Origin of the sequence: Halobaculum roseum (genome assembly GCF_019880245.1) — an archaeon.
Lineage (GTDB): Archaea > Halobacteriota > Halobacteria > Halobacteriales > Haloferacaceae > Halobaculum > Halobaculum roseum.
Genome location: NZ_CP082289.1, coordinates 52,423 through 78,637, shown reverse-complemented (window position 1 = coordinate 78,637; position 26,215 = coordinate 52,423). Strand labels below are relative to the sequence as shown.

Below are 26,215 nucleotides of genomic sequence, written 5' to 3'. Positions count from 1 at the left end.
GATGGGTGCAGAGAATGAGGGAAACGCAACATCCCATACGGAGGCAGATCAGCAACGATACCCGTTCGGACTCTCGTCTCCGCAGTTTGCCGTCCTCGTTGTGCTCATTGGGCTCATCGGGCCCGGTTTGTTGGTATACACCTTCGAACAGGCGAACCTCTCTGCAGTTGCTGACCTCGTGTGGATCGTCGGCTATGGCACAACCGTATTTGTGGTTTGGTTCATCTGGCTTCGTCCGCTCGATTTCGCGGGCTCCTCCGCCCAAGATACATCACTCTCCGAAGAATCGGAGCGGTCCAAACCAGAACCGGAGGGAGCCGATGAGGAGATTACCTCTTCGGATAGCACTGAATCAACGGCGCAGGATTCGATGGTGACGAGTGAAGACGGGGCCCAGGAATCTACCCAGGAACAACCGGAATCCTCAGATTCGAAATAGAACCCCCTCTAATGTGAACTTATGACCCTTCACGAGCATACTGATGAGGAGACCGCAGAGCACAACCTCCCGTCTAAATCAAGTGGCAGTACGCGTCGGCTTGCGCTCGTCGCGGTCGTCAATTTCTTTGGATTCGTCATCGAACTGGCTGGTGGACTCCTGTTCGGGTCGGTCGCGCTTATCAGCGACGCACTCCACATGCTGTTCGATATGCTGGCGTACGCGATGGCGTTCGGCGCGAGCTACACCGCCGAACGGTTCGAGGGTGGCGAGGCGTGGTCGTACGGTCTCCACCGACTGGAGCCGGTTGCGGCCTTCCTGAACGGCGTCTTGCTCCTTCCAATGGTCGGATACATCGTCTGGGAGTCCTACCAGCGGTTCCTTGAGCCAGTGGCGATCAATCCCGAGTTGACGCTGATCATCGCTACGGGTGGCCTGCTGGTAAACATCGGCTCCGTGTACGTGTTGCAGGGTGGTGAGATGAGTCTCAACGAGCGCGGGGCGTTCTACCACCTGCTCGGTGACGCCGGTGGCTCTGTTGCGGTAATCGTCTCGACCGCCGCCGTCGCAGTGTTCGATCTCCCCATCGCAGACCCTGTGGCGGCCGTACTCATTGGGCTGCTGGTGCTCGCGTCGGCCGGGAACGTCCTCCGGGAAAGCACCTCGATCCTGTTGGAACGGAGCCCGGTGTCGTCCGAAGAACTCCGGGATGAATTGACGACACTCGATGGCGTCGACCAGATTGAGGATCTCCACGTCTGGCAAGTCTGTAGTCAACTCACCGTCGCAACCGTCCGACTGACAGATACGTCGACCACACTCGAGGAGCAACGGAGAATCCAGTCACGGGTTCACGACTATCTCACGAATCGAGGAATCGACCACGCAACCGTGGAGCTCGTCGGGCGTACCGATCCCGATACTGACCCTGTCGGTACGACGAATCACTCCCACTAACGATGTCCCACACAGCACCCGATCAAATGTTCGAGGTGTTGGACGAGACGAACGAGAACCTCATTGCGATTCGCGTCGGGAAGGGCACGCGAACAGGCTATCAAGAGCTGTACTCACTCCTCGTCGAAAAGAGCGATAAGCACGGGTACATCCACGTGTACGAGGAAGTTCCGAACTGGACGTTCAGGGCGTTTCTCACACACCTCCACGGGGTGGTTCCCGATCTCCGGTACGGCCCTGAGTTCGATATCGACCGGTACGCCGCAGTCGGCGATACACGATGGGCAAAACTCCTGTTCGACTGGTGGTATGCAATCCGACCGATCTGGCCAGTCGCCCCCAACGAAATGCGATATTTCGACATCAAGAAACGCGAGCGAGCTCTCGACTGGCTTCGAGAGGAAATTTAGTTACGAATACGATCAACTCCGCCGACGACAATGAGGAGTGTAGAGACAAGCGTCAGTCCAAGTTGTGGTTCCCGGAACCAGAATGGCGTTGACGGAACGACTGCCCGAAGCCCGACCAGCAGTAGTGAGAGAACCGGCACGCCGGCGTCAGGGCTGTCGACGCTGCTTCCGTTAGTCGTGTACTTCGGGGCTCCGACAGACTCACCGTAGGGCAGTCGGTCGGCTTCGTATGGGATACGCTCTGTTCGAACGCTCCAGACGACAGTCCCGGATTCGTCGACCTCTACGAGTCGCCGGTTGAGCGTGTCGGTGATAAGCGTGTTTCCGTTCGGGAGGCGATCCGCATCCCGGGGCCAATCGAGCTCGACACCCGCTGCCCGATCAAGAGCCCACGCTGGCTCCCATTTACCGCCCTCCGTTCGATGCAGTTCCACGACTCGGTCGTTCTCGCTGTCGGCAACGAGGACGGCACCATCCCCGAGCCACTGGGGGTTGTGCTGGTGGTTGAGCACGTCGGGGTCACCGCATCGAATATCGCCATCATTGTCATAGTCGTTCAACTGGCCGGATTTCCGGCAATTGGCATCGTTCGAATCGGTCGTATCCTCATTGATAACCTCAACGACGCCCTCGCCGCGCTCGATAACGAGTAGCTGGTTGGCATTCCGTACTGAGACGAGATAGCGCCCAGAGCCGATGACGTCCACGTCGTTGATGTGCAGCCAGTCGGTCGTCGTCGGATCTTGTGGGGCGTCGTAGAACGAACTCGCATTCCACTGCCACGTGACTTCGCCGTTCTTGACAGTAAAGATACGCTCGTACTCCATATCGGTGACCAAGTATTCTCCCGATTCGAGTCGTTCGACATCGTGGACTTCGCTGTTCTTGTTCGTTCGCACCGGGAAGCTATACTCCGAAACCACCTGCAGGTCTTTCCCGGGGTCAATGACTCGGAATCCCGTTCGGGTACAGGGAGACTCGTACGGTCCGCACGAAGCGTACCCGCTGTCCATGAACCCGGCTAACACTGTTCCGTTCTCCGTTTGTGTGACGTCAAAATAGCTATCAGCACTCGATTCACGCCAGGTAGTGTTCGTCCCGTTGAGAAGATAGACGCTGCCGTATTCGTGCCAGCCTGGGCCACCCCCCTGAGACCCGACCAAGGTTCGGGACGTCTGGTCTGTCTCCGAAGCCGTCCCAATCGCAGGGGCGAGCATTGCACTGCTAACAAGCGTGAGAACGAACAGAACAACGCCGAAAAGGATTAGGTAGCTACCCCGACGGAGATCAGGAACGGCAACATTCGGAACGGGGTTCATTTCTGGATATACAGCGAGTACATGATGACCGCGAGGCCAAGGGCGACGAACAGGCTGTTGATGAGCACGCCGAGGGCCAATCCGACAGAAAAGAACTGGTTGGCCACGCCAGTTAGAATTGCCCCGAGTGTGATGATACCGAACCCGACACCAAGGACACGTAGCGAATCCGCACCCGTACGTCGATAGGCTTTAAATGCAATATAGGTAATCCCGCCACCGAGAAGCAGGATTACGAACTTGACGACTGCAATCGCCGTGATGACGCCGTTCATACTTCGTCCCCCATCATCGACCAGATATCTGCAAGCCGTTCGTCTGTAGATTTCGGCGGCCGATCGACGCTCACCGAAAACGTACCTGTGTCGTCCATAGAGATCGTGACGTCCTCGAACGACCGCTCGTAGTAGGTAACCCGTCCACCTCCGGGGTTGATCGTCTCCTGTTCTCGAACGAGGGAAGCGGAACTGAGGAGTTCTAATTTTCGATACAGCGTCGACTTGGGGATGTCACATGCGTCGAGGAGTTCGTTCGCAGTCATTGGTTCGATAGTTTCCTGGAGAATAGCCCGACACGCGGGATCATCCAGCGCATCAAGGACATCCTGTACCTCCGGAGTGTCCTCGGACGACACTGAATCATCTCCCATTATTCGATAATACGTGGTCCTCGGGATATGGTGTCCGATTGCTGGAGAGGCATCCCATTGGTCCCACGAACTCAGTCGGGATCGTGGTTCCAGAGTCATGACGGTCGATCCATCGAAAGAGGGGAGACATGGTGACACAATTATGAATCGTGCTGAATTTCGAGTCGTTGTTCGCCTGCGTCTGTGATCTCGTAGAGACCCCTCCCCAGTGGAACAATACAGCCCTCACTATGGAGGTGAGCACACGTTTGGTCAATGGTGATCGGGTGTCCATCGACGGCGTTAGTGATCTCCATCACATGGCACGGTGACTCATCAACGAGCAGCTCCAATATCTCGACCTCGGTCTGTATTGAGAACTCGCTCATGGTAAATATCGTATCATGACCCACTCAGTAGCTGGATTTCGCCCGGCAGGGGCTATCCGGTCAGTCATACTGCGCGTACACCTCGAGAAGCTCTTGGTATCGATTTCGGATCGTGACTCGACTGACGTGGGCGACCTCACTCACCGTCTCCTGTGTGAGCTGTTCGTTCGTGAGGTGGGTCGCAGCATACAGAGCGGCAGCCGCCAACCCGGCTGGACTCTTTCCACTGTGGACGGCATTATCTGTAGCTACCTCAAGCAGTTCTCGAGAGCGCCGTTCTGCTTCGTCGCTCACGTCGAGCGATGACGCGAATTGTGGAATATATTGCATGGGATCCTCCGGCTCGATCTCCAGCCCAAGTTCTCGGGACAGATATCGGTACGCTCGCTGGATCCGGATTTTCTCGACACGGCTGACATCGGCGAACTCCGTCAGCGGCCGTGGCATTCCGTGCTGTCGAGCAGCCGCATACAACGACGCCGTCGACATACCCTCGATCGAGCGACCGGGGAGCAGGTTCTGCTCCACAGCACGCCGGTACAGGACGCCTGCAGTTTCCCGAACCGATTCAGGAAGTCCCAGAGCGGACGCCATGCGGCTGATCTCCCCGAGCGCTTGCTTGAGATTCCGCTCGTGAGCATCCTTCGTACGGAACCGCTCGTCCCACGTCCGGAGGCGCTGTAATTGAGCACGTTTGCGACCAGAGACAGCCTGTCCGTAGGCATCCTTGTCCTGCCAGCCGATAGTCGTACTCAGACCCTTATCGTGCATCAGCTGCGTCGTCGGAGCCCCGACCCGACTCTTTTCATCGCGTTCCTCTGAAGTGAACGCACGCCACTCAGGACCGTGGTCGATTGGATTATCTTCAAAAACCAACCCACAGCTTTCGCAGGTCGCCTCACCGCTGTCGCTAGTCCGTGTAATATGACCCTGACACTCGGGACAGATGTTGTCGTTGGCAGACTTCACCTCGCGGTCGCGTTCATCTATTGACCGTTCCTGGGTATGTTCTTGAGCCATCATACTATTGGCATATAGGGGTTTTCCCTACAAACCGTGTGTCTTCTTAACAGTATCATGAGACGGCTCCTCAATGAATAGCAGGCGGTGTCCCACTCGCTGGGAATCCGGCTTAACACTTTGTCTCCAAGACATCAACTCGTCACACCGCAAGTCAACGTCCCTACCCAATATTATGTCTCAAGCCCGACTCCGCAGGCACGATATACGAACCGCGATTTCAAGGATTCCGGTCGAGTACAGGCATATCGCCAGTTTGACGCTACTAGTGACGTATATTGTGATGCTTCTTGGAGCCTACACCAGTGCAATCGGTGCTGGACTTTCCTGTCCCGATTGGCCGACCTGCTACGGGACGTGGGTCCCCTTCCTTCAACCCGAGATCATTGCTAACTCGCCATACTCTGCACTCCAAATCTTCGCTGAGTGGGCTCACCGTGGACTGGCGATGACGGCCGGGGTTCTGATCGTCGGCACGACCCTTGGAGCGTGGGTGACACACCGTAATACCCCGATTGTCAAATGGTCGGCCACGGCCGCTCTCGTCCTCCTTCCGTTACAGGTTATCCTCGGAGGATTGACCGTCACGGAAGATCTCCAACCGACCATCGTGACGACGCATCTGGGCGTGGCAATTCTCATTCTCCTCTGTCTCCTGACGACCTGCCTCGTCGCATATCTCCGCCGCTGATGACCCCTTGCGTATAACACAATGCCACAGATACCGACGATTCAGCTCACTATGAGAGCAGAACACGGAGCCTATGAAATCTACACTTGGAGTAGTGATCACGAATGACTGCCCATACCTGCCCGATCTGTACAGATCAATTCGAAACAGCTGGAGCAGCGCGTGACCACACATGGAACGTTCACAGCGCCTGCCATTATTGTGGCGAACAACTCGGTGACGAGACTGACGAGCAGCTCTACAGACACTGGCTCGTCGCGCACCCCGACGACCTCTCAGGTGTGGATTACAAACGGGCTGAGACAGCCGTTGATTCACTCACGTTCTCAGAGCGGCTCTCCGAGGGAGGTGTTGGAGCTGCTGTCGGAGGACTAACCCGCCGACAGCTTCTCCTCGGCGGTGGTGGTGCCGCCACTGCCGGTCTCGTGATCGGCGCCACCGCTCTCTCTAACAATACGAGCACTGAGCCGGATGACGGCGCGACTGCTGGAGGTGATACGGGTGCCGTTACCACTGCCCCGATTCCCGACTCGCCTGGAGACTTCCGCTATGCGACGATGGGGTCTGCTGATGCCGATGTCATGGTCACATACTTCGGGAGCTGGAAGTGTCCGTACTGCGCCCAGTTCAGTACGGAGATGCTTTCACAACTCGTGACGGACTACGTGGAACCAGGAACAATTGCGCTCGAGTTCCGCAATCTGGCATATATCGGTGGCGACCCATTTTTGGGCCCCGATGCACCGGCAGCCGGTCAGGCCGGATTAGCCGTCTGGAACACCGACCCAGCCTCATACTGGGCGTTTCACGAATACGTGTTCGGGAATCAACCACCCGAGAGCGACCAGTGGGCGACCGCCGAGAGATTGGTCGAGTTTGCTCAGGCCGCAGGCGTCTCCGAGACAGCGTCGGTCCGCACGGCCATCCAAGAAAATCAGTATGACGACGCGCTGCGGGCGACTGACAGGGCTGCGAGCGATGTCGGTGTCGATGCCACACCCACGCTCCTCATCGATGGCATGACGGTCAATCCACTCGGAAACGAAGAGCGAGTAAGACAGCTGATCGAAGATGCAGCTGGATCAAACTGAGTCATGGATGTCCGACGGACGATTCTGGCTTGCAGGCGGGGCAGGCGTCGCGGCGATTGCAACCCTGGGAAGCCTCTGGTTCAGTCTCGGCCTCGGTCTCGTTCCGTGTACCCTCTGCTGGTACCAACGTATCCTCATGTATCCGCTTGTCGTCGTTCTCGGCGTTGCCGCCCTCGAGAGCCACAACACAATCTGGCGAACAGTCGTGCCACTATCCGTGGTGGGAGCTTCAATCGCGGGATATCACTCCGTACTCCAAGCAACGACGGCCTCATGCACCTTTGCTGGCCCCTGTGCAGTTGTCCAGTGGCAGGCTCCGGTGCTCGGACTTACAATTCCGAATCTCTCACTCATCGCGTTCGTGCTCGTGATAATTACAGTCCTCGCTGGATCCAACCTCGTCGAACCTGAACGTCAGCTATGAACAAAATCACTACCGCGGGATGTCTTGGAATGAATAGCGCCGGAATCGACCTATCGAAGCCAGCTTGTAGGGTGGAGCCCTACGCTCACATCTGATTAATGTCGTCGATATCTCGTTTCCGGTCTGTCGCCTCGGCGATTGGTCTCACGTATGGATCATACGTCGCGGGGGCTATCGTAATCCTTGCCGTCGCGACGGTAGTCGGGTTGTTCGGAGTCGACCTCGCGTCGCGCCCAGCCCTCAGACTGGTTGTGAGCACGTTCTTCCTCCAAGGAGTGACGTTTGGGGGCATCGCCATCCTTTATCTCAAAGGCCGTGATCTCGGATTGGGATTCGTTCCAGTTCGTTCACCTGACAAGCGTGATGGAGCAGTGATTGTTGGCGGGAGTATAGCGATCCTGGGGTTGCTCTTTGTGGCGTCCTCAGTAATCACAGCCCTCGGTCTGAACTCGGCTCAGAATCAGATCGTCGAGGTCGGGCGACAAAATCCGAGTGTATTCCTTCTTCTGATCCCCCTTCAATTCCTGTTAGTCGGCCCGGGAGAAGAGCTGTTGTTCCGGGGCCTCGTACAGGGCACCCTCCGTGAAAGTCTCCATCCGGCTCGTGCAATCATCCTCGCAAGCGCTCTGTTCGCATCGATCCATCTCTTCTCGTTGTCAGGGGAAGGCAAACTGGTGTACATCGGTATCGCATTCGTCCTGGCCTTAGTACTGGGAGCAGCGTACGAGTATACGGACAACCTCACAGTGCCGGCTGTGATTCACGGGACGTATAACGCGGTGCAGTTTGCAGGGGCCTATCTGACGGCGACGGGCGGACTCTAAAAATCTGACCACTTTGTCGTCTCAATTTCAGACTCCTAACGGCGAACAAGTATAAATAAAAAGCCGCCATCTCCATTCGCCTTTTGCCGAACATATCCACGCACTGTCCCGTGAATTGGGACACCGCAGTCGCCCTATGTTTAGGCCAACCAAAATGCCGAGTGTATCATGACCACACGTTTCGGCGCACCCGGAACCGGACTGTCCCGGCGTGAGTTTCTCGCGGCAACTGGCGCGACGGGTATCGCTTCGTTAGCAGGCTGTTCGGCGGGCGGAGCTAACGAGCCAGCAGCAACGAGCGATACGGCCACGCAGACACAAACTGACTCGCCTAATCTCCCCTACACCAGCCCTCCAACAGTCGTCAACGTCGACGAGCAGGGTGGTGGAGTGACGATGCGGACTCAACAGGCCCGCCACGCCGTCCACCCGCTCGATACAATGGGTGGGCCCGTCGAATTCCCACGCGTCTGGGCGTTCCAGGCCGACGACAACGACCCCAGCGTCCCAGGCCCAATTCTCAGAACGACCGAGGGTAACGCGATGGAGGTGACACTCGACAACACCGATGGCCGACGTCCCCACACGATTCACTTCCACGGAATTCGCAAGACGTGGGAGAACGACGGCGTCCCGACGACGACCGGGATTCAGGTCCCGCCAGGGGAGACACACACCTACGAGATTCCCGCTAACGTCCCTGGAACGCATTTCTACCATTGCCACTTCCAGACCCACCGGCATATCGACATGGGCATGTACGGGATCTACCGAGTTGATCCCGAAGGCTACGAACCGGCGGACCGCGAATACTTCATGACGATCAAGGACTGGGATTCGCGGGTTCCGCGGAAGTGGGCCGGTGAGGCGGACTTCACATACAATTCGGCCAGTCGCAATCCGGACGTGTTCACCGTCAACGGGAAGAGCGCACCCCGAACGCTGCACCCCGAAGAAGGCTCACCGATCATCGTCGACGAGGGCGACTCAGTTCGCATCCACCTCGTCAACGGTGGATACATGTCGCACCCGATGCATATCCATAACCACCGCTTCCAGCGTGTCGAAAAGGACGGCGGGACGATTCCAGAGGCTGCCCGCCACGACATGGACGTCACGAACGTCGCCCCCGCTGAACGACACACGATCGAATTTACTGCCGATGCAGACCCCGGCATCTACCTGATGCACTGCCACAAGGTCAACCACGTGATGAACGGCACGTTCTATCCCGGCGGGATGCTCACCGGCGTGGTCTATCGGTCCGTCATGGATACTGACATTTTCAACCAACTTATGGAGTACGCTGGCTACTCCACGTAGAGACCCTCTACACCACGACCAGGACAGGATCTAACTGAACGATAGGGGTTACCCAACCCAGGTGGACTCCTGTTGGTTCGACATCACCCCGCTAAAACAGCCGTCGCTAGGACTGCGAACCGGTCATCGAAATAATCTGAATCAACACAGCTGGGGGCTAGCATGGACCGCAACACAGCGGATTCCGGCTACTGGGTCGGCCTATTATGCACTGGCGCGGAACTCGCCATGTTTCATTCCCAGGAAGAACGCGATGACCGAGAAGATAATCATCGAGGGCAGAACCATCATAAAGACCGTCGAGGAGGTCATCACGGTCGTGAGCGCAATCGCCGCGACGGCGACAATTACGACAAGGGGGGCCACCGAGCGCACAAAGTCGAATTCCATATGTACAGTTGTGACCGGATAGACAAAACCGTTAACAAAGTAGATTTGCTGGAAGCCGGTATTGACACGGTGCGAGCGGAAGCCCACCCTTTCACAGTCATTGCCGGAGTCGATTATCTAACATGTTCGACGCCCACTCACGCCGATTCTGAAAGCCGTGCACCCGGTGCACGGAGTTCCTCGATTCCATCGCTGAGTTTGCCAGCACTAATCGCAGCCAAATCAGCAACTACTGTTCAGCCATAGGACGACGTCAAGACAGAGTAGGAGGTAAAAGAGAGGACTACTCATATTGGGAGATGATCTCCAAGATATCGACAAACGTCGCCAATACCGGATAATCAACCTCCAGACCCTCATAGAGATATGAACAGAGGTCAGTGTAGGCATCCACGTCTGCCGACCGATCGATTCGATGAGCGTGGATTTCCTCCTGCCGTTGCTGGATCCAACTCTTACATTCATCATTCAACGTATGAAGCGTCTCGTATCGGTCGGTTAGTTCAATATCTGAGTTCCCCTGTAATTTCGTAGAATCAAGTTCTGCTATCGCCTCTCGAATCTCTTGAACTGTAGATTGCACGTCTTTGAGGGTAGTGAATTCATCCTGGAGGCTCTCCAGAAAGACTCGGCGGTTGTCAATACACTGCTGTGCGGCCTCGAGGAGCCGTTGTTTGATGAGCGGTGAGAACGTAGTCGCTTCTGAGATCAGGAGCAACACATCGGCCCCGAATTCGGCACTGAGGCTCGCCTCGAACGAATCACCGTACACGTCGCCGTAGTGGTCGACCGCCATCACAGTATCATGATACCACGGCTCGATGGTATTACGGACCGACTTCTCTTCGGATGTAAGGTTCTGATCCACTCCAACAACGGACCGTTCGAACCGAGGAGTCTGTGTGTCGACGGTCTGGATACGCTGGCGAAACCGTTGGAAGGCTTGACATTCGCGCTCAACCTCACGTCGTTCTCGTAGAACACTATCGAGGGCAGCATCCGTGTATGTCGGCCACGGGCCTTGTGCGAGTGTCATCGACAGCGTATGTCTCCATACTGTCGGTCCGAAGCACAGTCAATGTCGGCCATATGGTGTACAAGCGATTCCGGAGCGCACAGCTCGCAGTATACGCGGCCGCCTACCCGGAGAACGAGCTGTACGAGACGCTGCCTTGATCAACGATGGTCTGGCTTTCGGGGACGTCTCCGTCCGGCGGCATACTCCCCTCCGCGGGACCGCCGGGTTCGCCAACGACGATCCGACCGACCATCCCCAGAGTCTTGTGCGGGATACAGAAGTAATCGTACGTCCCCGTGGTCTCGAACGTGTGCTCGAACGTTGCGCCCTGTTCACTCAGCGTTTCGCTATTGAACGTTTCTGCGCTTTCGGGAATCCGGGTAACTGATGCTGAGCTCGTTCCCTCTTTGTAGGCGGTTGCCGAGTGACTGCCGCTCTGGATTTCGAATGTCACAGTTTCCCCGGATTCGATGAACAGACCAATGGGATCGAAATAATACTCGCTCCCGTCAGTGACCATCATAACAGTATTCGAGTCTCCAGACCCACCAGCTGTCTCCTGCGTTTCAGTCGTGGTCGGCTCACCGCCACCGTCTCCGTTCCCCGAACTACTGCATCCAGCGAGACCAGTTACGCCACCTGTTGCGAGAATTCCGGCTGTCTTGAGAACCTGTCGACGCTCCATACCACATTATCAAAGACCCCAACATAAGGGGAAACGGCGGATTCCCACTGAATAGGACACCGACCAGACCTGAAGTACTGAAGCTCCAAGTTGAAGCTGCTCCGTTGGTGTAGCTCGGCCAACCATCTCGGCATCTCACGTCGAGGACCGAGGTTCAAATCCTCGACGGAGCATCCCCGATCTGATCCACTGCCCTACCCATAACCCTCACAGATGGCTACCGCACAACAAGGGACTGAGGAACACATTTTGACCCGCTATGCCTCCGTAGAGATCGGTACAATCACCAGTCCGTGTCTGATTGTTCTTGCCACCGCAACGGTTGTATACAACTGGCCACCGGCTGTACTCGGCTGGTTTGTATCCGGCCTACTCGGACTTCTCATCGCAGTAGTATCCGGCCGGACGTCAGCAATCAGGCCCAGTCTCATCAAATGGCCCCGGGCTGAGTCAAGAGGCGATTTAGCGGTGAATGCGATTGCATACAACGGCGTCTTGATTATTGGCACCGTACTTGGACAGATCGTGTGGACAGCATCGAATAGTCTCCTACTCGCTGCAGGGGTTGGAGCCGTTCTTCCGGTCTGGTTCTTCAAGCATATACAGTTCCTCGTATTTCTGGACGGCGAGTGAATTCACCGTGCCGATCGTACTTTCGGAGGGGGATATTTCCACAGCCAGCAGGATCTAACGACAGTCAAGCCCAGGATATCAGAGGTAAATCAGTCAGGTAGAAGTGCCTCTCTGTCCAAGACAGAATAATGTCACCGGAAGAGCGTCACCCACGTGGAGATCCCTCCCGTGGACAGACCACTCGAATCGGGTCTGTTCGGCCACTCTCTGTACTTCTTGCCGCAATTGTTACGCTCACTCAGGTTCCCGTCGCGTCCGCCCACGGTACAACCGGAAGCGGTGGACTCTCGCAAGGACACGGTGTACTTCTTGCTTTCGTTGGTGCCGTTATTCTCGGCGGCTTCATCCTTCTCAAACGGACCGATCGCATCACCTCAACAACCGCCCTTTACGGCGTATTTGTCGGGATCTCCATCACGGCACTCGGAGCAATTCTCTTCGAAGGGCTCTCCCCAGATCCGACATATACTGCGAGTTCGATGCCGTTCCCCCGGTCGTGGTATCAGCCGTTGGCCCTACTGAGTGGCTTGGGCATCATGGTCGCGAGCTTCATCGTTGGGTGGCTCCGCTGGCCATCCCGCCCACGATACACGTTCCTCGGCATCCTCATGGGATTGTGGATCTCGTACCCCTACCTCATTCCTGGACTGGCAAGTGATACACACCCACTTGGGTACGCAATCGTCCTCGGAACACCAATTCTAGTCGGCTACGTTGTCTGGAAGGACGCAGGGAGTGTCATTCGCGCAGTCATGCGTGATCCGGTTGCGCGTCGCTTCGGCATCGGCGTCGGTGTCGTGTTAGCACTCTTTTTCGTCTCTATAACAGGATACCTCTCGTTTTTCCCCGAGGAGGGCTTCCCCGAAGAGGTGACGGTCGTCGTTCTACCCGCAATCTATCAGCTAGTATCGTGGCCGACGCTCGAAATCGCGATTCCGCATCTCCCGTTCATACATATCCCGTTCTTCCTAGCCCTGTCACCCGGCCAGGTCATCGTCGTCGGGATGCTAAGCGCACTCATCGGGTTAAACGCCGCTCTCATCGCCCGTCACTGGCGCGTCGAGGAACGAGCCGGCATGACCGAAGGGACCGCCGGAAGCGCTGCAATCGTCGGGACGTGTACCTGTGGATGCTGTGGGCCACTCGTCGCGAAGATCGCGGTACTTGCTGCCGGGCCATCGATTGCCGCCCCTCTCTACTGGGTGTTCGTCGATTCGGCCTCGCCGCTCAGTGCAGTATTCATCGTTGGAAGCTTCGTCCTCTTCACGGGGAGCCTAATCTACTCGGTCCAAGCAGCCCGACAGCCCGATCAATCGGCTGCCATCATCCCGGCGGACTGAGGTAAGGTATCTACTGTGATCTCACGGTACCTAGGGGGACAAATGCCTCAATATATGAGGGGAAAACGTCGTCAGTACGTGTTTTTGGAACTGGCAGCGGTACTGATCGTTGTCGGCACCTTCGCAACCGGCTTCCTCCCGTCGACGCCGTTCTACCAAGTCCTCTCCGGAGGCATCATCGTTGCGGGCTTTGCGGTCGGGTACGCGGGGCTCGGTGCCTTTGAATTGCTCGAATGAAGCGATAGGAATCGTCTTCACCCGGTTACAGCAGGTATCTGCCGCTTCGCTGGGTTGGTGCCGCTACTCGTGAAGCAGGTCTCGAAACGAATTCGCTGCGAGGAGACCGCCGGTCGCCACGACCGCACCCATCGCGAACACCGGATTCAGCAACCCCGTCGCTGCGAGTGGCATCGTGACCCCATTATAGAGCAGCGCTAGCCCGTTGTTCTGTTTGACACGCCGACGAGCTGCATCTGCGAGATCGAACGTCGTCTCCACCGCCGCGAGGTCATCATCGACGATAGAAATATCCGCGGCATCGGACGCGAGTGCCGTTCCACCACCGAGCGAGATTCCCAGGTCTGCGGTCGCAAGAGCCGGTGCATCGTTCGTTCCATCACCAACCATTGTAACCTGTCCCCGGGACTGTAACCGCCGGATCGTCGCGGTCTTGCCTGCCGGCGGGACCCCCGCAAACACGTGATCGACGGCAGGATGACTGTCGAGAAAGTCAGTAGCAGCCTCGTCATCACCGGTCAGAACAACGATCTCGATATCACGGTCATTCAGCTGCGTGAGTGTGTCATCCCAACCTGCCCGTGGTTCGTCCCCCACGACGACGACGCCCTCTGCATGACCGTCACGACCGACGACGACCGGAAGGTGACCGGCCGTTCGTGCCTCTGCGGCACGCGTCTCGATCTGCTCGCTCACCGACCACCCAAGTTCCGCGAAGAGATCGAGATTCCCGACGAGAACGCGCGTGTCCTCGACGACTCCTTCGACGCCGGTCGCGTGGCTCGTGAATTCGGTGATGTCCGCTGCGTACTCGTGGTCACTGCCATCGGCAACCCCCCCATCGGCTCTTGAGCGATCGCCCTCCTGATTCCTTTGTGCAAACGTATTCACGATTGCGTCGGCCGCTGGGTGGGATGCTCGCTGTTCGAGGGCCGCGACGGTTTCAAGGAGATCCGACGGTGCATCCACCTCGAGGACATCCATCTGGCCGGTCGTGAGAGTCCCTGTTTTGTCGAAGACGACGACGTCGACGTTCCGAAGGCGCTCGAAGACTGTCTCGTCGAAGATGACGATGCCCCGCTCTACCGCTTGTTCGATACTGGTTGCCACCGAGAGCGGGGTTGCCAGGCCAAGTGCCCACGGACATCCCACTAAGAGAACTACCAGCGCCGTCAGGACGGCGACGGGAATACCAGTCCCCACCAGAAGCGACCCCAATCCAGCGAGTACCGCCCCACCGACGACGACCGGGATGATGACTGACGCGAGCTTATCGGCCTGCCGCTGGACACCGTGATCCCCACTCTGGAGATTCCAGACAGAGGTGACGAGGCGATCGATACTACTGGTTGTCCCATCGCTCACCGTGAGGACAGCAGCCCCATTTGTGACGACCGCCCCGCCGACGACCTCGTCCCCAGCTTGTTTCGATACCGGGAGCGACTCGCCCGTCACGATCGCTTCATCGACCGTGCACTCACTCTCAGCGAGAACACCATCGACTGGGATGCGTTCGCCCTCACGGACGAGAACCCGTTCCCCGGGTTCCAGACTGTGTACGTCGACCATCGTCGTCCCATCGGCGCCATACCGCCTGGCTTCGGTGACGTGGGAGATAGTGAGATTCGTCAGGCGATCCATCGCTCGCTGCTTGCTCAGTGATTCGTAGAAGATGGCGGCCACCACACTCGCGGCAACCACGATCGTGAGGTCGTAGAAAACGTCGAGTCGACCGAGGAGAAAGGCAATCGTGCTGTACACGTAGGCGCTCACCACGGTGATCGCGACGAGAAAGTCCGTATTCGGCTGTCGCATCTTCAGACTGACATACGCACCCTGTAACAGCGGCAGGCCGGTAAACACGAGGACGACACCCGTCAGAACGAGAAAGAGCGGGAGGATCAACAGGCCATCTCCACCGCCGATCCCGGACGTACTCGCGTACATATCGAGCGTCCCCTCACCAAAGAACGACGAGAGCTGCGCCGGATAGAGGAGGACCGCATATGGGAGGAGCATGAACGTCCCGAAAATGACGCCAGCAGCGTAACGGAATCCCAGCACCTCGTCAATCCCTCGTTCATTCGGCTCGTCCGACCGGCGCGACTGTCCGATTATAGTCGGTGTGTCATCGCTCCCTCCAGCACGGAGGGTTGCCGAATAGCCGAGTGTACTCAGGGTATCACAGAGAGTTTCCTTCGAGACGCGATCAGGGTCGTATGTGATACGAACCGTCTCGGTGACGTAGCTTGCTGCCACGTCTACAACACCCTCGCAGTCCTCGGCGACTGATTCAAGAAATGCTTCACACGTCGCACAGTGCATCCCGTCGACCTGAAAGAAAGCTCGTTCCTCAGACCCTAATCGAGGGGTATCCGCATCGCGTTCGCCCGCCCCAGCACCGGACTCGCGCATGGGGTCGTCTGTCGGGTCCATCCGACTGTGGACTCCATCGCCACCGAGTACTCGATGGACGTTTCGACATCCATCACAGCAGAAGACGGTGTCGTTCTCACCCACGACTCTATCGTCAGGGACAGCCCTACCACAAAGCGCGCACGTGGAAGATGAGGATTGAGATGAAGACACAATTGATTACCACCGGCTGACAGCTGACCGAGCACAGCCATGGAACCTCAACGGCGACCTCGGCCGAAGCGCCATTACCGGTGATACAGAGGCATGGGTATTAAGCGCTGTTTGGAGACGAGTGTACTGGTAGATATCCTCGATCCGAAGCTCTGCTTCTGAGTACCAGAGAGAACATATGCCATCCCTCAAAAATAGGGAGCAGACGGATGCACGATCTAACCGGGTTCCAGCGGGACGTCTTGTACGTTATCGCCGGGCTCGAGGAACCACACGGGCTCGCAGTAAAGGCCGAACTCGACGACTACTACGAACAAGAGATCAATCATGGGCGGCTCTATCCAAACCTCGACGACCTCGTCGGCAAAGGCCTCCTGGAGAAAGGTGAACTCGACAAACGGACGAACGTGTACACGGTCACACAACGCGGAGTGCGGGAGATCGAGGCGCGACGTGAGTGGGAAAGCCAGTATTTAGAGGACGTGAACGCACCCACTACGTCGTAGAACCAGGCGAGTAGAACTCAATATCAAAGCGGGACTGCTTTACCCACTTCCCACGAATACGCATTGAGATGGCTCGGCTCGTCTTCTATCATCACCCACAGGCCGAGAATTTCTCACTCAAATATAGCTCGGCATCGGTAGCAGAGATCCGGTCTCAGCAAGAGCAATCCGACGAGTCGACAAAGCTCATCGGGTACCCCTTCGAAGCTCCGGTCTATGTGCTCTATGAAGGCGATTCAGAGATCGAATCAGCGCAAGATATCGACTTTGATCAGGAATGGCTGAGCGATCGTATTCGTGACCTCCCCCGTGCTGGGCAGGTTGTCGCATTCCGATTAGTAGAGTTGCTCGAAGCCGCGGTCGATGTTCGAGATGAGGATGAGTTCCGGCTCTACAAGGAGTTCGAACCGCAAAAGATCCAGCAGGCACTCGATCACGTCTCCTGGGGAGCACCACTTCCGACCGTCGCTGGAGAGGTGATGTCGAATTTGATTCTCCGACATTCCCTCCCGAATGCGAATCATCGAACTGGCATCGCGATGCTGCAGTTCTGTATTGAGAGTGTGGACCCGGATTTTGAGATGCCACGAACACACGTCGACGACGATACCTGGCGAGAGTGGGTCGATCCCTACATCGTCGATTCCAAGCGGCTCATTACTGTCCGCCGAAACAACCTCCGTTTCAAGCAACTCGAAGAGCTGGACGTCGACCTCGTCGAACGGAAAGATGGGATCCAAATCCGATTAGCCGAGTTCGAGCTGGATATGCACTGGCGAGAAGCCCTCACAGAGTATGCTGGGCAGCACGAATCTCACTGTACGGACTTCGCGCAGGCAGTTCTCGAACGAGCAGGACGGGACGATCTACTTGACCGTCAAGGACCAACGAAACAAGAGTTCATCACGTATCTGGAGAACGGACTGGTCGAACGAGACTTCAGAGAAATGTTTTGATCAGTCGCGAAGCTCGGCGACCGACTGACCAACCTCACGGACGTGTTCACTTCGCTCGAGGTCGAGTTCCTCGGCGAGGTAGTCAACCGTCTCTTCGAGGCTCATATTGGAAAGAAGTCCGTCTAACGGTATAAACCTAGTGCTGGCGCAACAATATAGCCCATCAGAGAAAGCGTCTGTGTATACCAAACTACGTACCCCTCGGGAAAACTGTGGAATCGGTGACCGCATAGCGATACCCACCGAAATTACGCAGTGTCGCCATTTGCTGTCCATCAACCGAACTCAATTGAAAGAAGCTCCGAAGCGATCGGGAGCGGTTCAGTCTGCAGGTTGTGCGTCAGTCGCTGGTGTCCCGCTTGGAAGCTCGGGGATGGACAGGTCCACGCGGCGGAGCAGCTGAGCGTTGATGGCGACGATGACCGTACTCAACGACATCAGGAGCGCACCCACAGCGGGGGAGAGCAGAATCCCGATCGGTGCCAAGACGCCTGCTGCGAGCGGAATCGCGAACACGTTGTAGCCGGCCGCCCAGACGATGTTCTCTTGCATCTTCCGGTAGCTCGCCTTACTGAGTTTCACGAGCCGAACGACGTCCATCGGGTTGTTCTGAACGAGGATGACGTCGGCCGACTGGACGGCGACGTCGGTGCCGCTCCCGATCGCGATGCCGACATCGGCCCGCGTCAGTGCCGGCGCGTCGTTCACACCGTCGCCGACCATCCCCACGAGCTTCCCCTGGTCCTGGAGTTCCTGGACTTTCTTGTCCTTGTCTTCGGGGAGGACCTCCGCGAACACCGTGTCGATGCCCAGTTCGTCGGCGACAGCTTTGGCGACATCCTGGGAGTCCCCAGTCAACATCGCCACCTCGATGCCCAGATCGTGGAGGGTATCGACGACACGGAAACTCTCCTCACGGATTACGTCAGCCATCGCGAACGCGGCAATCAGCTCGCCTTCACGAACAAGGTATACCACCGTCTGAGCGTTCTGTCCCGCCTCGTCAGCGAAGCGGCGGAGATGGTCGGGTATCTCGCTATCGAGTTGGGTTAACAGGTTTGGCCCGCCGACGTACACCTCATTTCCGTCGACGTTCGCACGGACGCCTCGGCCTTTGATCGCCTCGAAGTCGGTCGCGTCAGGTGCGGTGAGGTCCTGCTCGTCGGCGGCCTCGCGTATGGCTCGCGCGATCATGTGTTCGGAGTCGCTTTCGACGGCTGCTGCCAGCGCGAGAGCGTCGTCTTCTTCCACGCCCTCGACGGTCGCCATGTCGACGACGCCGTGTTCGCCTTCGGTGAGCGTCCCCGTCTTGTCGAAGATGATGGCGTCCAGGTTCCGCGCCTCCTCCATCGCGATACGGTCCCGGACCAGCATCCCGTTGCGAGCCGCCAATGACGTGTTGATTGCGACCACTAGGGGGATGGCGAGCCCGAGTGCGTGCGGGCAGGCGATGACGAGCACTGTGACGACGCGCTCGATGACCGTTGCGTCGAATGAGACCGCGAGCGTCCACGCGATTGCTGTCACGACTGCCGCCGCGAGGGCGACGTAGAACAGCCAGCCTGCCGCTCTGTCGGCCAGTACCTGTGTCTTGGATTTGCTCTGCTGGGCTTCCTCGACGAGGCGCATGATTCCCGCGAGCGTCGTCTCCTCGCCCGTCGCACCGACGCGCACGCGGAGGCTGCCGTCGCCGTTGATCGTCCCACCGATGACCTCGTCGCCGGGGTCTTTCGAGACCGGTTTCGATTCGCCCGTGATCATGGACTCGTTGACGTCGGAGTCTCCCTCTTCGACGACGCCGTCAGCAGGGACACTCGCACCCGGCCGGATGAGTACGAGGTCGCCCTCGGAGAGTTCACTCACCGGGACCTCCTCAGTGTCGCCGCCGTCGGTAATCCGCTCGGCGGTGTCCGGCATCAGCTTCGCCAGTTCGTCGACCGCACTCGAGGCCCGTCGCACCGACCGCATCTCGATCCAGTGCCCCAGCAGCATAATGTCGATCAGGGTGACGAGTTCCCAGAAGAACGCCGACTGCGTCGGGAAGACCACGCTCGCGAGGCTGTAGACGAACGCGACGGTGATCGCCATCGAGATGAGCGTCATCATCCCCGGCGACCGATCTTTCAGCTCCGGTACCGCCATCTGGAGGAACGGCATCCCACCGTACGCGAAGACGATGACCGCGAAGACGGGGTTGATCCATTCGCTACCTGGGAACGTTGGGACAGAGAACCCGAGCCACTCTTGCAGCATTTCGCTGTACAAGAGGACTGGAATCGACAGGAGTGTCGAGACGAAGAAGCGCCGACGGAACATCTGCTCGTGCCCTTCGTGCATTCCACCGTGGTCGCCGTGGTCGTGTCCCTCATCTCCGTGATCCACTTGGTGCTCGGTACGTTCATGTAGTTCCTGTTCGGCCTCATCTGCGTCCTCGGCTTCCTCCTCAAGCAGTGACTGCTCGGTCCGAGAGACCTCCTCATCCGAGCCGGCATCACTTTCAGGATTATGGTCGTGGTGGTTACCGCCAGCAGGTGGTTGATCCGACGACTTCTCAGAGTCCTTTGAGTGATCGTGGTCGTCCATAGATTGGCTTCTTAGGTACTAGTTTAACCTGCAGGGAGTTGGGTGTGTGGGCAATTCGGATCTCATTGGGTAGACTACCTCTTTATGCTATGTCAATATACAAAACCGACAGCACTCCATCACTTATTTCCCTGGGAGGGCCATTCACGTTCGTCAGATTCTACGAGACGGAGCAGGGTTCGTCGCCGCTTATCTGTATCTGCAAGTGCTGCAGTAAACTCCTCGTCAGAGACAGTCGGAAGGTCTTTTTCTCGGAGTGTATCAAGGTTTGGTGACGGTGGGGAACGATCAGCAGGCTCGATGTATGCTTCTCGGAGCGTTTCTAGATAGCTCTCGACACTCGATCGGGCGTTTTTGAGAATTGTGTCGCTTGGATGAGACCGCTTGGAAAGCCCAAACTGGAGCATTGACAATGCCTCGTCGAGGATGGCAACACTCACAATCGGTGATTGGCCGGTTTGTCTGCTGTGGAAGTAATGGAGTATCGGGTACGCCTTGTGATTCGACGTAAGTGTGTTCAGTTGGGAAGTAAAAGTATTAAGAGGTAATTCGAGTCCCTCAAACTCCTCGCCGTTCCAGCTCGTAAGTAGAATCTCGGTACTGTGTTCACCAAGTCCGCTTACGCCATTGGCGAAAGATCGTTTCTGCGTGACTGCACTCAGAACATTGAGAATATACGTAACACTGAGTGTGATAAAAAGCATCCCGCTCGCCGTCGCGAGAGTCGTCATAATCTGCCAGACACCCTCCTGTGGGGCGAAATCCCCGTTTCCTAATGTGAAGATTGTGTATCCAGAGAAATAGATCCAATCTGACCAGGAAACAGGGGTTCGGTTCACGGTATCGATAATTGAGCTCTCACCACTCGCAAAGATGAACGCCCATCCACCCCAGAGCAGTGTAATCCACGTCGCTAGGCCAAGAGTGAGGATTATCGGTCCCGAGAGAGTGAGAACTCGTGAATTTCGCTCCCCAACCCGTCGTAACACTTGCCATGTCCTTGCCATCAACAGGGAGGTCAGCGGGCCGGCGCCTCCCTCAACCCAGAGTGTCGTCCAGAGGAGATCAACGATAACACTGGCAAGCAGGATTATACCGACTATGAGAAGTATTGGTTCCATCCCTATCCACCCATTGGGTAGAATCGGGGGATGTCTTGCTTCTGGAATGGTCTTATCTGAGAGACTATCCCTGAATCACCTTGGTCTGTGATTAGTTGGTTGTTCATCAATGGTAGTCTCCTCATTGGGAGAACAGTGCTTCCACAGTCTCTGTCATAGGTGTATCACTCATCGTATCTGGGCCTCAACGGAATTAGTTACGTTATCTCATACATTTCCCAGCGGGAAAGTTCCCTAAGAACCGGTAATACGATTCTTAGTCTAGTTACTCTTCATCACCCTTCCAGGTGACAGTCCGGCCCCACGTCGTCGCCTTGCCCCAAAGGCCAGAGCGCATACATTCCAATTCAACAATCTGGGAGTTATCGACGAACAGGTTAATCTCTGGGCCGAAGTTCTTGATGTACCACTCAAACATCTCCGGACCGGGCGCCTCGAAGACGAGGTTTTCGATGCCGAGCCCGTTGGCGATCTGGTAGGCCACGTCAGTCCGCCACTCGTTAACCTCCTCGGTGATGCCTTCCGCTTCAACCATTAGGAGGTCAGCGCCCGCTTCGAGGTGGCGCTTGCCCTCCTCGATGGCCTGCTCGGGGTCCTGCTGGCCCTGTTCCTCGAGGACATCCGGGTCCGTCGCGCCGCCAGCGCCGAACTGGACGTTGATCTCGGGCTTCGGGTCGATCTCGTAGTCCTCCGCGACGATCTCCGTCATCCGCACCATATCGTCGGTCCCGATAGCCAGGAAACCACTAGAGAGCTCGACGATGTCGAAGCCGAGCCGTTCGGCCTCCTCGAAGTACCGCTCGACCTTGTCGTTGTCCCGGATCAGGACGTTCTCGACGTAACCGCCCGTGGACACCTTGACGTCGAACTCGTGGCAAACGTCGATCAGCTCCGTCACCGCCTCCTCGGGCATCAGCGCGAACGATCCACCGCTGAACTTGTAGATGTCGACGTACTGCCCCATCGTCTCTAAGAGGTCGCGCAGCTCGCGCGGGCCCATTGGGTCATAATATGGCCCACGGATCTCCGTGATTCCCTTCTCTCTGGGCTTCTCCTCGCGCTCGTTGTGGTGTAGGAACTCGAACGTACGGTCTACCATAATTCGATTGTGGCTTCGGTCTCTGAGTCCTTAGTGAGTGGGGCAGCAACCAGTTCGATCTATGCTTGAGGGGCGGGATCTGCCGTAGACCAAGGAAAACTAATCATGCTATATTAGTGAGTAATGCCACGCACCCTATGCCAGCAGGGTGACGAGATTGGAGACGGTTGTCGACTCTAAGTCTTTAATTGTTGCAATGATCTTGTCTCGGCGATCCTCGTCGAGTCGAGTGCCGGCCGTATCGTGGAATTTCGTTTCGACCTGATCCCAGCTCATCGACTTCGTTGGATGGCCTTGGAAGGCGTCCTTCTCGACCACGTGAGTAGTGCCATCCTCAAGTTCGACGGTTACGCGAGCGGGCATCTCCCCGGATTCAAACCGCTCGGTAAATGCCTCGTCCTCCTCGACGGTGACGTGCCGGAGAAGGTACTGGACATCATCTCGAGTAATACGTTCTGGCTCGTACTGGGCGTTCCCCATCTCCCGGTCGAGGAGTGCTGCTGCCAGCATATACGGGAGTGAGTGATCGGCCTGGGCCTTCGTCTCGACGGTGTGGCGATCACCCTCGCCGCCACCGATTATGAGCTTCGCGCCGGCGAACGTTTCTAAATCAATGAGTTCCACGTCACTCCCATCGAGATTCTCTTGCTCCGCCAGTTCGATAACGCCTTCAACGGCAGACTGGGCGTACGTTTCAGCGACGTATCGCTTCGTCATGACGTCGTGAACGCGCGTGCAGCCTGGATCGAGGTCGACCTCGAACTCACCGCTGATAGTCTGCTTCCAGCCCTTCTGCCCTTCAAAGAGGTTCTTGGGCCCCTCCATCCCGTCACTGGCCAATAGGGCCGCGTAGACGGCGTTCCGGGCGGCATTGGACGAGGCGATGCCCTTCCACTCGTTGATGCCGCCGGTGCGGGTTACGCGGAGGGCGTTATGGGCGGTTCCGGCGATGCCGATGGCGTCTCTGGTAGTCTCGACGTCGAGATCAAGTACCTTCGCGACGCCGCAGGTCGCCGAGATGACCGTGTGGGTCACGTGGTCCCAACCTTTGTCACGGACTGGGGCATTCCAGGCGAGTTCGCCTTGGACCTCGTACGCGACACCGATTCCTTCTAGAAGTTCCTCGCCAGAGGCATCGACGGCCTCAGCAGCAGCGACGACCGCGCCGATGTTGTCGCTCGGGTGGGGCGTCTCGCCGGGCGCGAGAAAGGAGTCCATGAAGTCGAGATAGCGCGTCAGCGCAGTATTGTGCATCGCGGCTCCAACCGCCGATGCGGTCTCGTCACGTCCCCAGAGCGTACAGTCGTCGCCAGCATTAGCTCGCTGGACCGTCTGGTGGACGACCTCCACCGGATCTGCCCCAAGTGCATTAATCCCGATCCCGACCGAGTCGAGTACGCGCTTTTTCAGTTCCTCCCGTGTGTCCTCGGAGAGTCCCTCAGCGGAGACCTCTTGAACAAACTTGGCAAGCTCTTCGGTCGTCGTCATATCTCTAGGTACGGTTGCTCGCGGGAAACTTCCTTTGCCCAGGGTTCATCTATAAGGGGACTTAGGGTAGCAAACTGCGTACCACTCTCTTCGTCATTCACAGGGAAGTGAATTGGAGAGTGAGACATCGCCGACGAGAATCACCCCGCACATCTCCTCTCCCTGGAGGCCGCAGTAGTACTCGTAGATCCCTTCTTGATCAAATGCGTAGACGACGCTATCCCCGGATCGAAGGGTTTGCGTGCGGAACTGCCACTGGTCTGCGGTATCGTGAAACTGTACACTATCAACGACGTGGTCGGCTGACCCAGTGTTTCTCCAGATGACCGTCGTCCCCGGTGCTACCAACTTCCGAACTGGATCGAACGCCTCGTCCTTCATTTCAACAGTTGCTCGCCCCATACAGGAGAGACGGTCCTCAGGTTTATTGACGCCGCGGTCGTGCTATAGGATGCCATACGTCGTGGCTTATCGGAGGTTCTCAAGATGGACTCAAACGATGGTACTTCCCAACCCCCACTCCAGGGCGCACATGAATCGTTGTGGATAGAGACGACACCTAAAACAGAGTACGACACCCTCGACGGAGAAATTGAGGTCGACGTCGCCATCATCGGCGGTGGCATCGCAGGTATCACTACCGCCGCTGAATTACAAGAAGCGGGAAAATCAGTCGCAATTGTCGAACGTGACCACATTCTCGAAGGAGTGACTGGCCATACTACAGCGAAGCTGACGGCTCTCCATGGCCTCATCTACGACCATCTCATCGAATATTTCGACGAGCAACGGGCCCGACAGTACGCTGAGGCGAACCTAGCCGCCATCGACCACGTCGAGGCCACGGTAGAGGACCGGGGCCTCGACTGCGACTTTAAAAGGACAGCCGCATACACCTTTACTGAATCCTCCGACAACCGCCACCAAATTCAGGCCGAAGTCGATGCCGCTCAGCAACTGAGTCTCGCTGCTTCATTCCAAGAGTCTACGGACCTGCCTTTTGACATTGAAGCAGCAATCCGCCTCGACGATCAGGCACAATTCCATCCTCGAAAGTACCTTCTCGCACTGGCCGAAGAAATCCCAGGAGAGAGCAGTTACATCTTCGAGAACACGACAGCGATGGACGTCGAGGATGGTAGTCCCTGTCAGGTATCGACCGATTGCGGGTCGATCACCGCAGATGCGGTGGTCGTCGCGACGCACTTCCCGGTGTTCGACCGTGCACGGTACTATGAGCGATTGTATCCCAAGCGCTCCTACGTGCTGGCGGTACGCTTGCAGGGTGACGCGCCGGCAGGAATGCACTACAAACCGGAAGATCCGTACTTCTCGGTTCGGCCGCACCCTGCTGGCGAGGAATCGATGGTCCTCGTCGGAGGACAAAATCATCGAACTGGCCATAGTGATAGTACAGTTGATCGCTACCGGAAACTCGAACAGGAAGCATTCGACCGCCTGAACGTCGACGAGATTGCGTATCGCTGGTCGACACAGGACTTCGTCTCCATTGATCGAGTCCCGTTCATCGGCCTTCTCGGACCCCAGTCGGAGAACGTGTACACGGCTACGGGATTTGGCGGCTGGGGGATGACGAACGGGATCGTCGCAGGGATGTTGCTTTCAGATCTTATCGTCGATGGACAGAGCGAATGGGAAGACGTCTATCAGCCGATGCGGTTCAATGAAAACGCGTCAGCAGACCCCTTCCTTCACCACAATCAACACGACGTGAAACACTACCTCGAAGACTACACGGAGCATCCGCAGTCCGGCGACGTTGAGTCGGTCCAGCAAGGGGATGGGGCTGTTCTCGAGCTTGATGACGGACTGACCGCAGTACACCGTGACGAGGATGGCGACACTCATTCAGTGTCAGCGATCTGCTCGCATATGGGCTGCCTCGTCTACTGGAACGACGGTGAGCAGTCTTGGGATTGTCCCTGTCACGGCTCTCGATTTGCCTGTGATGGCTCAGTCCTCAATGGGCCTGCAAATAGCCCCCTCTCAGAACGTGAACTTGATGAGTAGCCCAAACATCCAAAGGCGGCAGGA

Annotated in this window: 28 protein-coding genes and 1 tRNA gene; 15 read left to right on the top strand and 14 right to left on the bottom strand. The window is 57.1% G+C overall.

What is annotated here, in order from left to right; genetic code table 11:
• Nucleotide 1: 1 nt before the first annotated feature.
• The 3 genes from K6T36_RS18380 to K6T36_RS18370 are packed head-to-tail and all read left to right on the top strand — an operon-like array spanning nt 2 to nt 1,806.
• Nucleotides 2-439, top strand: a complete 438-nt coding sequence (locus K6T36_RS18380; protein ID WP_004594559.1) for a DUF7996 family protein — start codon at nt 2-4, stop codon at nt 437-439.
• Between the two features lie 21 nt (nt 440-460).
• The gene (locus K6T36_RS18375; RefSeq protein WP_004594560.1) at nt 461-1,396 is read left to right on the top strand and encodes a cation diffusion facilitator family transporter; all 936 of its coding nucleotides are present in this window, start codon (nt 461-463) and stop codon (nt 1,394-1,396) included.
• 26 nt (nt 1,397-1,422) lie between these two features.
• Complete coding sequence (locus K6T36_RS18370; protein ID WP_004594561.1) at nt 1,423-1,806, top strand: SpoIIAA family protein; 384 nt, start codon at nt 1,423-1,425, stop codon at nt 1,804-1,806.
• On the opposite strand, the gene K6T36_RS18365 is transcribed toward K6T36_RS18370, so the two are convergent.
• From K6T36_RS18365 to K6T36_RS18345, 5 genes are all read right to left on the bottom strand, one after another.
• Entirely contained in the window at nt 1,803-3,125 is a 1,323-nt protein-coding gene (locus tag K6T36_RS18365; protein WP_004594562.1) for an arylsulfotransferase family protein, read from the bottom strand. The two genes, K6T36_RS18370 and K6T36_RS18365, sit on opposite strands and share 4 nt — an antisense overlap.
• A complete protein-coding gene (locus tag K6T36_RS18360; RefSeq protein WP_004594563.1) occupies nt 3,122-3,400 on the bottom strand; it encodes a DUF7521 family protein in 279 nt (92 codons plus the stop codon). The genes K6T36_RS18365 and K6T36_RS18360 overlap by 4 nt, the downstream gene beginning before the upstream one ends.
• Nucleotides 3,397-3,774, bottom strand: a complete 378-nt coding sequence (locus tag K6T36_RS18355; RefSeq protein WP_004594564.1) for a winged helix-turn-helix domain-containing protein — start codon at nt 3,772-3,774, stop codon at nt 3,397-3,399. Before K6T36_RS18355 ends, K6T36_RS18360 begins: the two co-directional genes overlap by 4 nt.
• Nucleotides 3,775-3,914: 140 nt before the next feature.
• Entirely contained in the window at nt 3,915-4,142 is a 228-nt protein-coding gene (locus tag K6T36_RS18350) for a hypothetical protein (protein ID WP_004594565.1), read from the bottom strand.
• Nucleotides 4,143-4,202: 60 nt separating this feature from the next.
• Nucleotides 4,203-5,165, bottom strand: a complete 963-nt coding sequence (locus tag K6T36_RS18345; RefSeq protein ID WP_004594566.1) for a transcription initiation factor IIB — start codon at nt 5,163-5,165, stop codon at nt 4,203-4,205.
• Nucleotides 5,166-5,235: 70 nt separating this feature from the next.
• On the opposite strand from K6T36_RS18345, the gene K6T36_RS19235 reads away from it, so the two are divergent.
• The 5 genes from K6T36_RS19235 to K6T36_RS18320 all read left to right on the top strand — a co-directional run bounded on the left by K6T36_RS19235 (nt 5,236) and on the right by K6T36_RS18320 (nt 9,515).
• The gene (locus K6T36_RS19235) at nt 5,236-5,853 is read left to right on the top strand and encodes a COX15/CtaA family protein (protein WP_011222430.1); all 618 of its coding nucleotides are present in this window, start codon (nt 5,236-5,238) and stop codon (nt 5,851-5,853) included.
• Nucleotides 5,854-5,957: 104 nt separating this feature from the next.
• A complete protein-coding gene (locus K6T36_RS18335; RefSeq protein WP_004594568.1) occupies nt 5,958-6,944 on the top strand; it encodes a thioredoxin domain-containing protein in 987 nt (328 codons plus the stop codon).
• Nucleotides 6,925-7,368 carry a disulfide bond formation protein B gene (locus tag K6T36_RS18330; protein ID WP_004594569.1) on the top strand — a complete coding sequence of 148 codons (444 nt, stop codon included), beginning with the start codon at nt 6,925-6,927 and terminating at the stop codon, nt 7,366-7,368. Before K6T36_RS18335 ends, K6T36_RS18330 begins: the two co-directional genes overlap by 20 nt.
• A 251-nt stretch (nt 7,369-7,619) precedes the next feature.
• Nucleotides 7,620-8,192, top strand: coding sequence for a CPBP family intramembrane glutamic endopeptidase (locus tag K6T36_RS18325; RefSeq protein ID WP_225935283.1), 573 nt, complete (start codon nt 7,620-7,622; stop codon nt 8,190-8,192).
• A 168-nt stretch (nt 8,193-8,360) separates the two neighbouring features.
• Entirely contained in the window at nt 8,361-9,515 is a 1,155-nt protein-coding gene (locus K6T36_RS18320; protein ID WP_004594571.1) for a multicopper oxidase domain-containing protein, read from the top strand.
• 204 nt (nt 9,516-9,719) lie between these two features.
• Here K6T36_RS18320 and K6T36_RS18315 read toward each other — a convergent pair whose 3' ends face one another.
• The 3 genes from K6T36_RS18315 to K6T36_RS18305 all read right to left on the bottom strand — a co-directional run bounded on the left by K6T36_RS18315 (nt 9,720) and on the right by K6T36_RS18305 (nt 11,608).
• Nucleotides 9,720-9,905, bottom strand: coding sequence for a DUF7333 family protein (locus K6T36_RS18315; protein ID WP_011222429.1), 186 nt, complete (start codon nt 9,903-9,905; stop codon nt 9,720-9,722).
• A 283-nt stretch (nt 9,906-10,188) separates the two neighbouring features.
• Entirely contained in the window at nt 10,189-10,941 is a 753-nt protein-coding gene (locus K6T36_RS18310) for a DUF7260 family protein (protein ID WP_011222428.1), read from the bottom strand.
• Nucleotides 10,942-11,044: 103 nt separating this feature from the next.
• Nucleotides 11,045-11,608, bottom strand: coding sequence for a plastocyanin/azurin family copper-binding protein (locus tag K6T36_RS18305; protein WP_011222427.1), 564 nt, complete (start codon nt 11,606-11,608; stop codon nt 11,045-11,047).
• A 98-nt stretch (nt 11,609-11,706) separates the two neighbouring features.
• Here K6T36_RS18305 and K6T36_RS18300 point away from each other — a divergent pair.
• The 4 genes from K6T36_RS18300 to K6T36_RS18285 all read left to right on the top strand — a co-directional run bounded on the left by K6T36_RS18300 (nt 11,707) and on the right by K6T36_RS18285 (nt 13,818).
• Nucleotides 11,707-11,781, top strand: a tRNA-Glu gene (locus K6T36_RS18300).
• Nucleotides 11,782-11,821: 40 nt separating this feature from the next.
• Complete coding sequence (locus tag K6T36_RS18295; RefSeq protein WP_011222426.1) at nt 11,822-12,241, top strand: DUF8215 family protein; 420 nt, start codon at nt 11,822-11,824, stop codon at nt 12,239-12,241.
• A 128-nt stretch (nt 12,242-12,369) separates the two neighbouring features.
• Entirely contained in the window at nt 12,370-13,581 is a 1,212-nt protein-coding gene (locus K6T36_RS18290) for a hypothetical protein (protein WP_011222425.1), read from the top strand.
• 54 nt (nt 13,582-13,635) lie between these two features.
• Nucleotides 13,636-13,818 carry a hypothetical protein gene (locus K6T36_RS18285; RefSeq protein WP_225935282.1) on the top strand — a complete coding sequence of 61 codons (183 nt, stop codon included), beginning with the start codon at nt 13,636-13,638 and terminating at the stop codon, nt 13,816-13,818.
• A gap of 63 nt (nt 13,819-13,881) precedes the next feature.
• On the opposite strand, the gene K6T36_RS18280 is transcribed toward K6T36_RS18285, so the two are convergent.
• On the bottom strand, nt 13,882-16,254 hold the full coding sequence (locus tag K6T36_RS18280) for a heavy metal translocating P-type ATPase (protein ID WP_004594578.1): 2,373 nt from the start codon (nt 16,252-16,254) through the stop codon (nt 13,882-13,884).
• Between the two features lie 362 nt (nt 16,255-16,616).
• Between K6T36_RS18280 and K6T36_RS18275 the strand changes: the two genes are divergently transcribed.
• Nucleotides 16,617-16,913 carry a PadR family transcriptional regulator gene (locus K6T36_RS18275; RefSeq protein ID WP_004594579.1) on the top strand — a complete coding sequence of 99 codons (297 nt, stop codon included), beginning with the start codon at nt 16,617-16,619 and terminating at the stop codon, nt 16,911-16,913.
• A gap of 68 nt (nt 16,914-16,981) precedes the next feature.
• The gene (locus K6T36_RS18270) at nt 16,982-17,869 is read left to right on the top strand and encodes a DUF8172 family protein (protein ID WP_134671648.1); all 888 of its coding nucleotides are present in this window, start codon (nt 16,982-16,984) and stop codon (nt 17,867-17,869) included.
• Between the two features lie 321 nt (nt 17,870-18,190).
• Here K6T36_RS18270 and K6T36_RS18265 read toward each other — a convergent pair whose 3' ends face one another.
• The 5 genes from K6T36_RS18265 to K6T36_RS18245 form a co-directional block, all read right to left on the bottom strand.
• Complete coding sequence (locus K6T36_RS18265; RefSeq protein ID WP_134671677.1) at nt 18,191-20,206, bottom strand: copper-translocating P-type ATPase; 2,016 nt, start codon at nt 20,204-20,206, stop codon at nt 18,191-18,193.
• Nucleotides 20,207-20,571: 365 nt separating this feature from the next.
• Nucleotides 20,572-21,573, bottom strand: a complete 1,002-nt coding sequence (locus K6T36_RS18260) for a potassium channel family protein (protein ID WP_134671647.1) — start codon at nt 21,571-21,573, stop codon at nt 20,572-20,574.
• 265 nt (nt 21,574-21,838) lie between these two features.
• Nucleotides 21,839-22,672, bottom strand: coding sequence for a phosphosulfolactate synthase (locus K6T36_RS18255; RefSeq protein ID WP_134671646.1), 834 nt, complete (start codon nt 22,670-22,672; stop codon nt 21,839-21,841).
• A gap of 135 nt (nt 22,673-22,807) precedes the next feature.
• Nucleotides 22,808-24,160, bottom strand: coding sequence for an MmgE/PrpD family protein (locus K6T36_RS18250; protein WP_134671645.1), 1,353 nt, complete (start codon nt 24,158-24,160; stop codon nt 22,808-22,810).
• 93 nt (nt 24,161-24,253) lie between these two features.
• A complete protein-coding gene (locus tag K6T36_RS18245; RefSeq protein WP_134671644.1) occupies nt 24,254-24,541 on the bottom strand; it encodes a cupredoxin domain-containing protein in 288 nt (95 codons plus the stop codon).
• 105 nt (nt 24,542-24,646) lie between these two features.
• Here K6T36_RS18245 and K6T36_RS18240 point away from each other — a divergent pair, with 105 nt between their 5' ends.
• Nucleotides 24,647-26,191, top strand: a complete 1,545-nt coding sequence (locus K6T36_RS18240; RefSeq protein WP_134671643.1) for an FAD-dependent oxidoreductase — start codon at nt 24,647-24,649, stop codon at nt 26,189-26,191.
• Nucleotides 26,192-26,215 lie beyond the last annotated feature (24 nt).

What these genes read in the sequence shown, in the direction of transcription:
- K6T36_RS18380 (WP_004594559.1), top strand. Translation starts at nt 2, where the DNA reads ATGGGTGCAGAGAATGAGGGAAACGCAACATCCCATACGGAGGCAGAT.
- K6T36_RS18375 (WP_004594560.1), top strand. Translation starts at nt 461, where the DNA reads ATGACCCTTCACGAGCATACTGATGAGGAGACCGCAGAGCACAACCTC.
- K6T36_RS18370 (WP_004594561.1), top strand. Translation starts at nt 1,423, where the DNA reads ATGTTCGAGGTGTTGGACGAGACGAACGAGAACCTCATTGCGATTCGC.
- K6T36_RS18365 (WP_004594562.1), bottom strand. Translation starts at nt 3,125, where the DNA reads ATGAACCCCGTTCCGAATGTTGCCGTTCCTGATCTCCGTCGGGGTAGC.
- K6T36_RS18360 (WP_004594563.1), bottom strand. Translation starts at nt 3,400, where the DNA reads ATGAACGGCGTCATCACGGCGATTGCAGTCGTCAAGTTCGTAATCCTG.
- K6T36_RS18355 (WP_004594564.1), bottom strand. Translation starts at nt 3,774, where the DNA reads ATGGGAGATGATTCAGTGTCGTCCGAGGACACTCCGGAGGTACAGGAT.
- K6T36_RS18350 (WP_004594565.1), bottom strand. Translation starts at nt 4,142, where the DNA reads ATGAGCGAGTTCTCAATACAGACCGAGGTCGAGATATTGGAGCTGCTC.
- K6T36_RS18345 (WP_004594566.1), bottom strand. Translation starts at nt 5,165, where the DNA reads ATGATGGCTCAAGAACATACCCAGGAACGGTCAATAGATGAACGCGAC.
- K6T36_RS19235 (WP_011222430.1), top strand. Translation starts at nt 5,236, where the DNA reads ATGAATAGCAGGCGGTGTCCCACTCGCTGGGAATCCGGCTTAACACTT.
- K6T36_RS18335 (WP_004594568.1), top strand. Translation starts at nt 5,958, where the DNA reads ATGACTGCCCATACCTGCCCGATCTGTACAGATCAATTCGAAACAGCT.
- K6T36_RS18330 (WP_004594569.1), top strand. Translation starts at nt 6,925, where the DNA reads ATGCAGCTGGATCAAACTGAGTCATGGATGTCCGACGGACGATTCTGG.
- K6T36_RS18320 (WP_004594571.1), top strand. Translation starts at nt 8,361, where the DNA reads ATGACCACACGTTTCGGCGCACCCGGAACCGGACTGTCCCGGCGTGAG.
- K6T36_RS18315 (WP_011222429.1), bottom strand. Translation starts at nt 9,905, where the DNA reads ATGGAATTCGACTTTGTGCGCTCGGTGGCCCCCCTTGTCGTAATTGTC.
- K6T36_RS18310 (WP_011222428.1), bottom strand. Translation starts at nt 10,941, where the DNA reads ATGACACTCGCACAAGGCCCGTGGCCGACATACACGGATGCTGCCCTC.
- K6T36_RS18305 (WP_011222427.1), bottom strand. Translation starts at nt 11,608, where the DNA reads ATGGAGCGTCGACAGGTTCTCAAGACAGCCGGAATTCTCGCAACAGGT.
- K6T36_RS18295 (WP_011222426.1), top strand. Translation starts at nt 11,822, where the DNA reads ATGGCTACCGCACAACAAGGGACTGAGGAACACATTTTGACCCGCTAT.
- K6T36_RS18290 (WP_011222425.1), top strand. Translation starts at nt 12,370, where the DNA reads ATGTCACCGGAAGAGCGTCACCCACGTGGAGATCCCTCCCGTGGACAG.
- K6T36_RS18285 (WP_225935282.1), top strand. Translation starts at nt 13,636, where the DNA reads ATGAGGGGAAAACGTCGTCAGTACGTGTTTTTGGAACTGGCAGCGGTA.
- K6T36_RS18280 (WP_004594578.1), bottom strand. Translation starts at nt 16,254, where the DNA reads ATGGACCCGACAGACGACCCCATGCGCGAGTCCGGTGCTGGGGCGGGC.
- K6T36_RS18275 (WP_004594579.1), top strand. Translation starts at nt 16,617, where the DNA reads ATGCACGATCTAACCGGGTTCCAGCGGGACGTCTTGTACGTTATCGCC.
- K6T36_RS18270 (WP_134671648.1), top strand. Translation starts at nt 16,982, where the DNA reads ATGGCTCGGCTCGTCTTCTATCATCACCCACAGGCCGAGAATTTCTCA.
- K6T36_RS18265 (WP_134671677.1), bottom strand. Translation starts at nt 20,206, where the DNA reads ATGCACGAAGGGCACGAGCAGATGTTCCGTCGGCGCTTCTTCGTCTCG.
- K6T36_RS18260 (WP_134671647.1), bottom strand. Translation starts at nt 21,573, where the DNA reads ATGGAACCAATACTTCTCATAGTCGGTATAATCCTGCTTGCCAGTGTT.
- K6T36_RS18255 (WP_134671646.1), bottom strand. Translation starts at nt 22,672, where the DNA reads ATGGTAGACCGTACGTTCGAGTTCCTACACCACAACGAGCGCGAGGAG.
- K6T36_RS18250 (WP_134671645.1), bottom strand. Translation starts at nt 24,160, where the DNA reads ATGACGACGACCGAAGAGCTTGCCAAGTTTGTTCAAGAGGTCTCCGCT.
- K6T36_RS18245 (WP_134671644.1), bottom strand. Translation starts at nt 24,541, where the DNA reads ATGAAGGACGAGGCGTTCGATCCAGTTCGGAAGTTGGTAGCACCGGGG.
- K6T36_RS18240 (WP_134671643.1), top strand. Translation starts at nt 24,647, where the DNA reads ATGGACTCAAACGATGGTACTTCCCAACCCCCACTCCAGGGCGCACAT.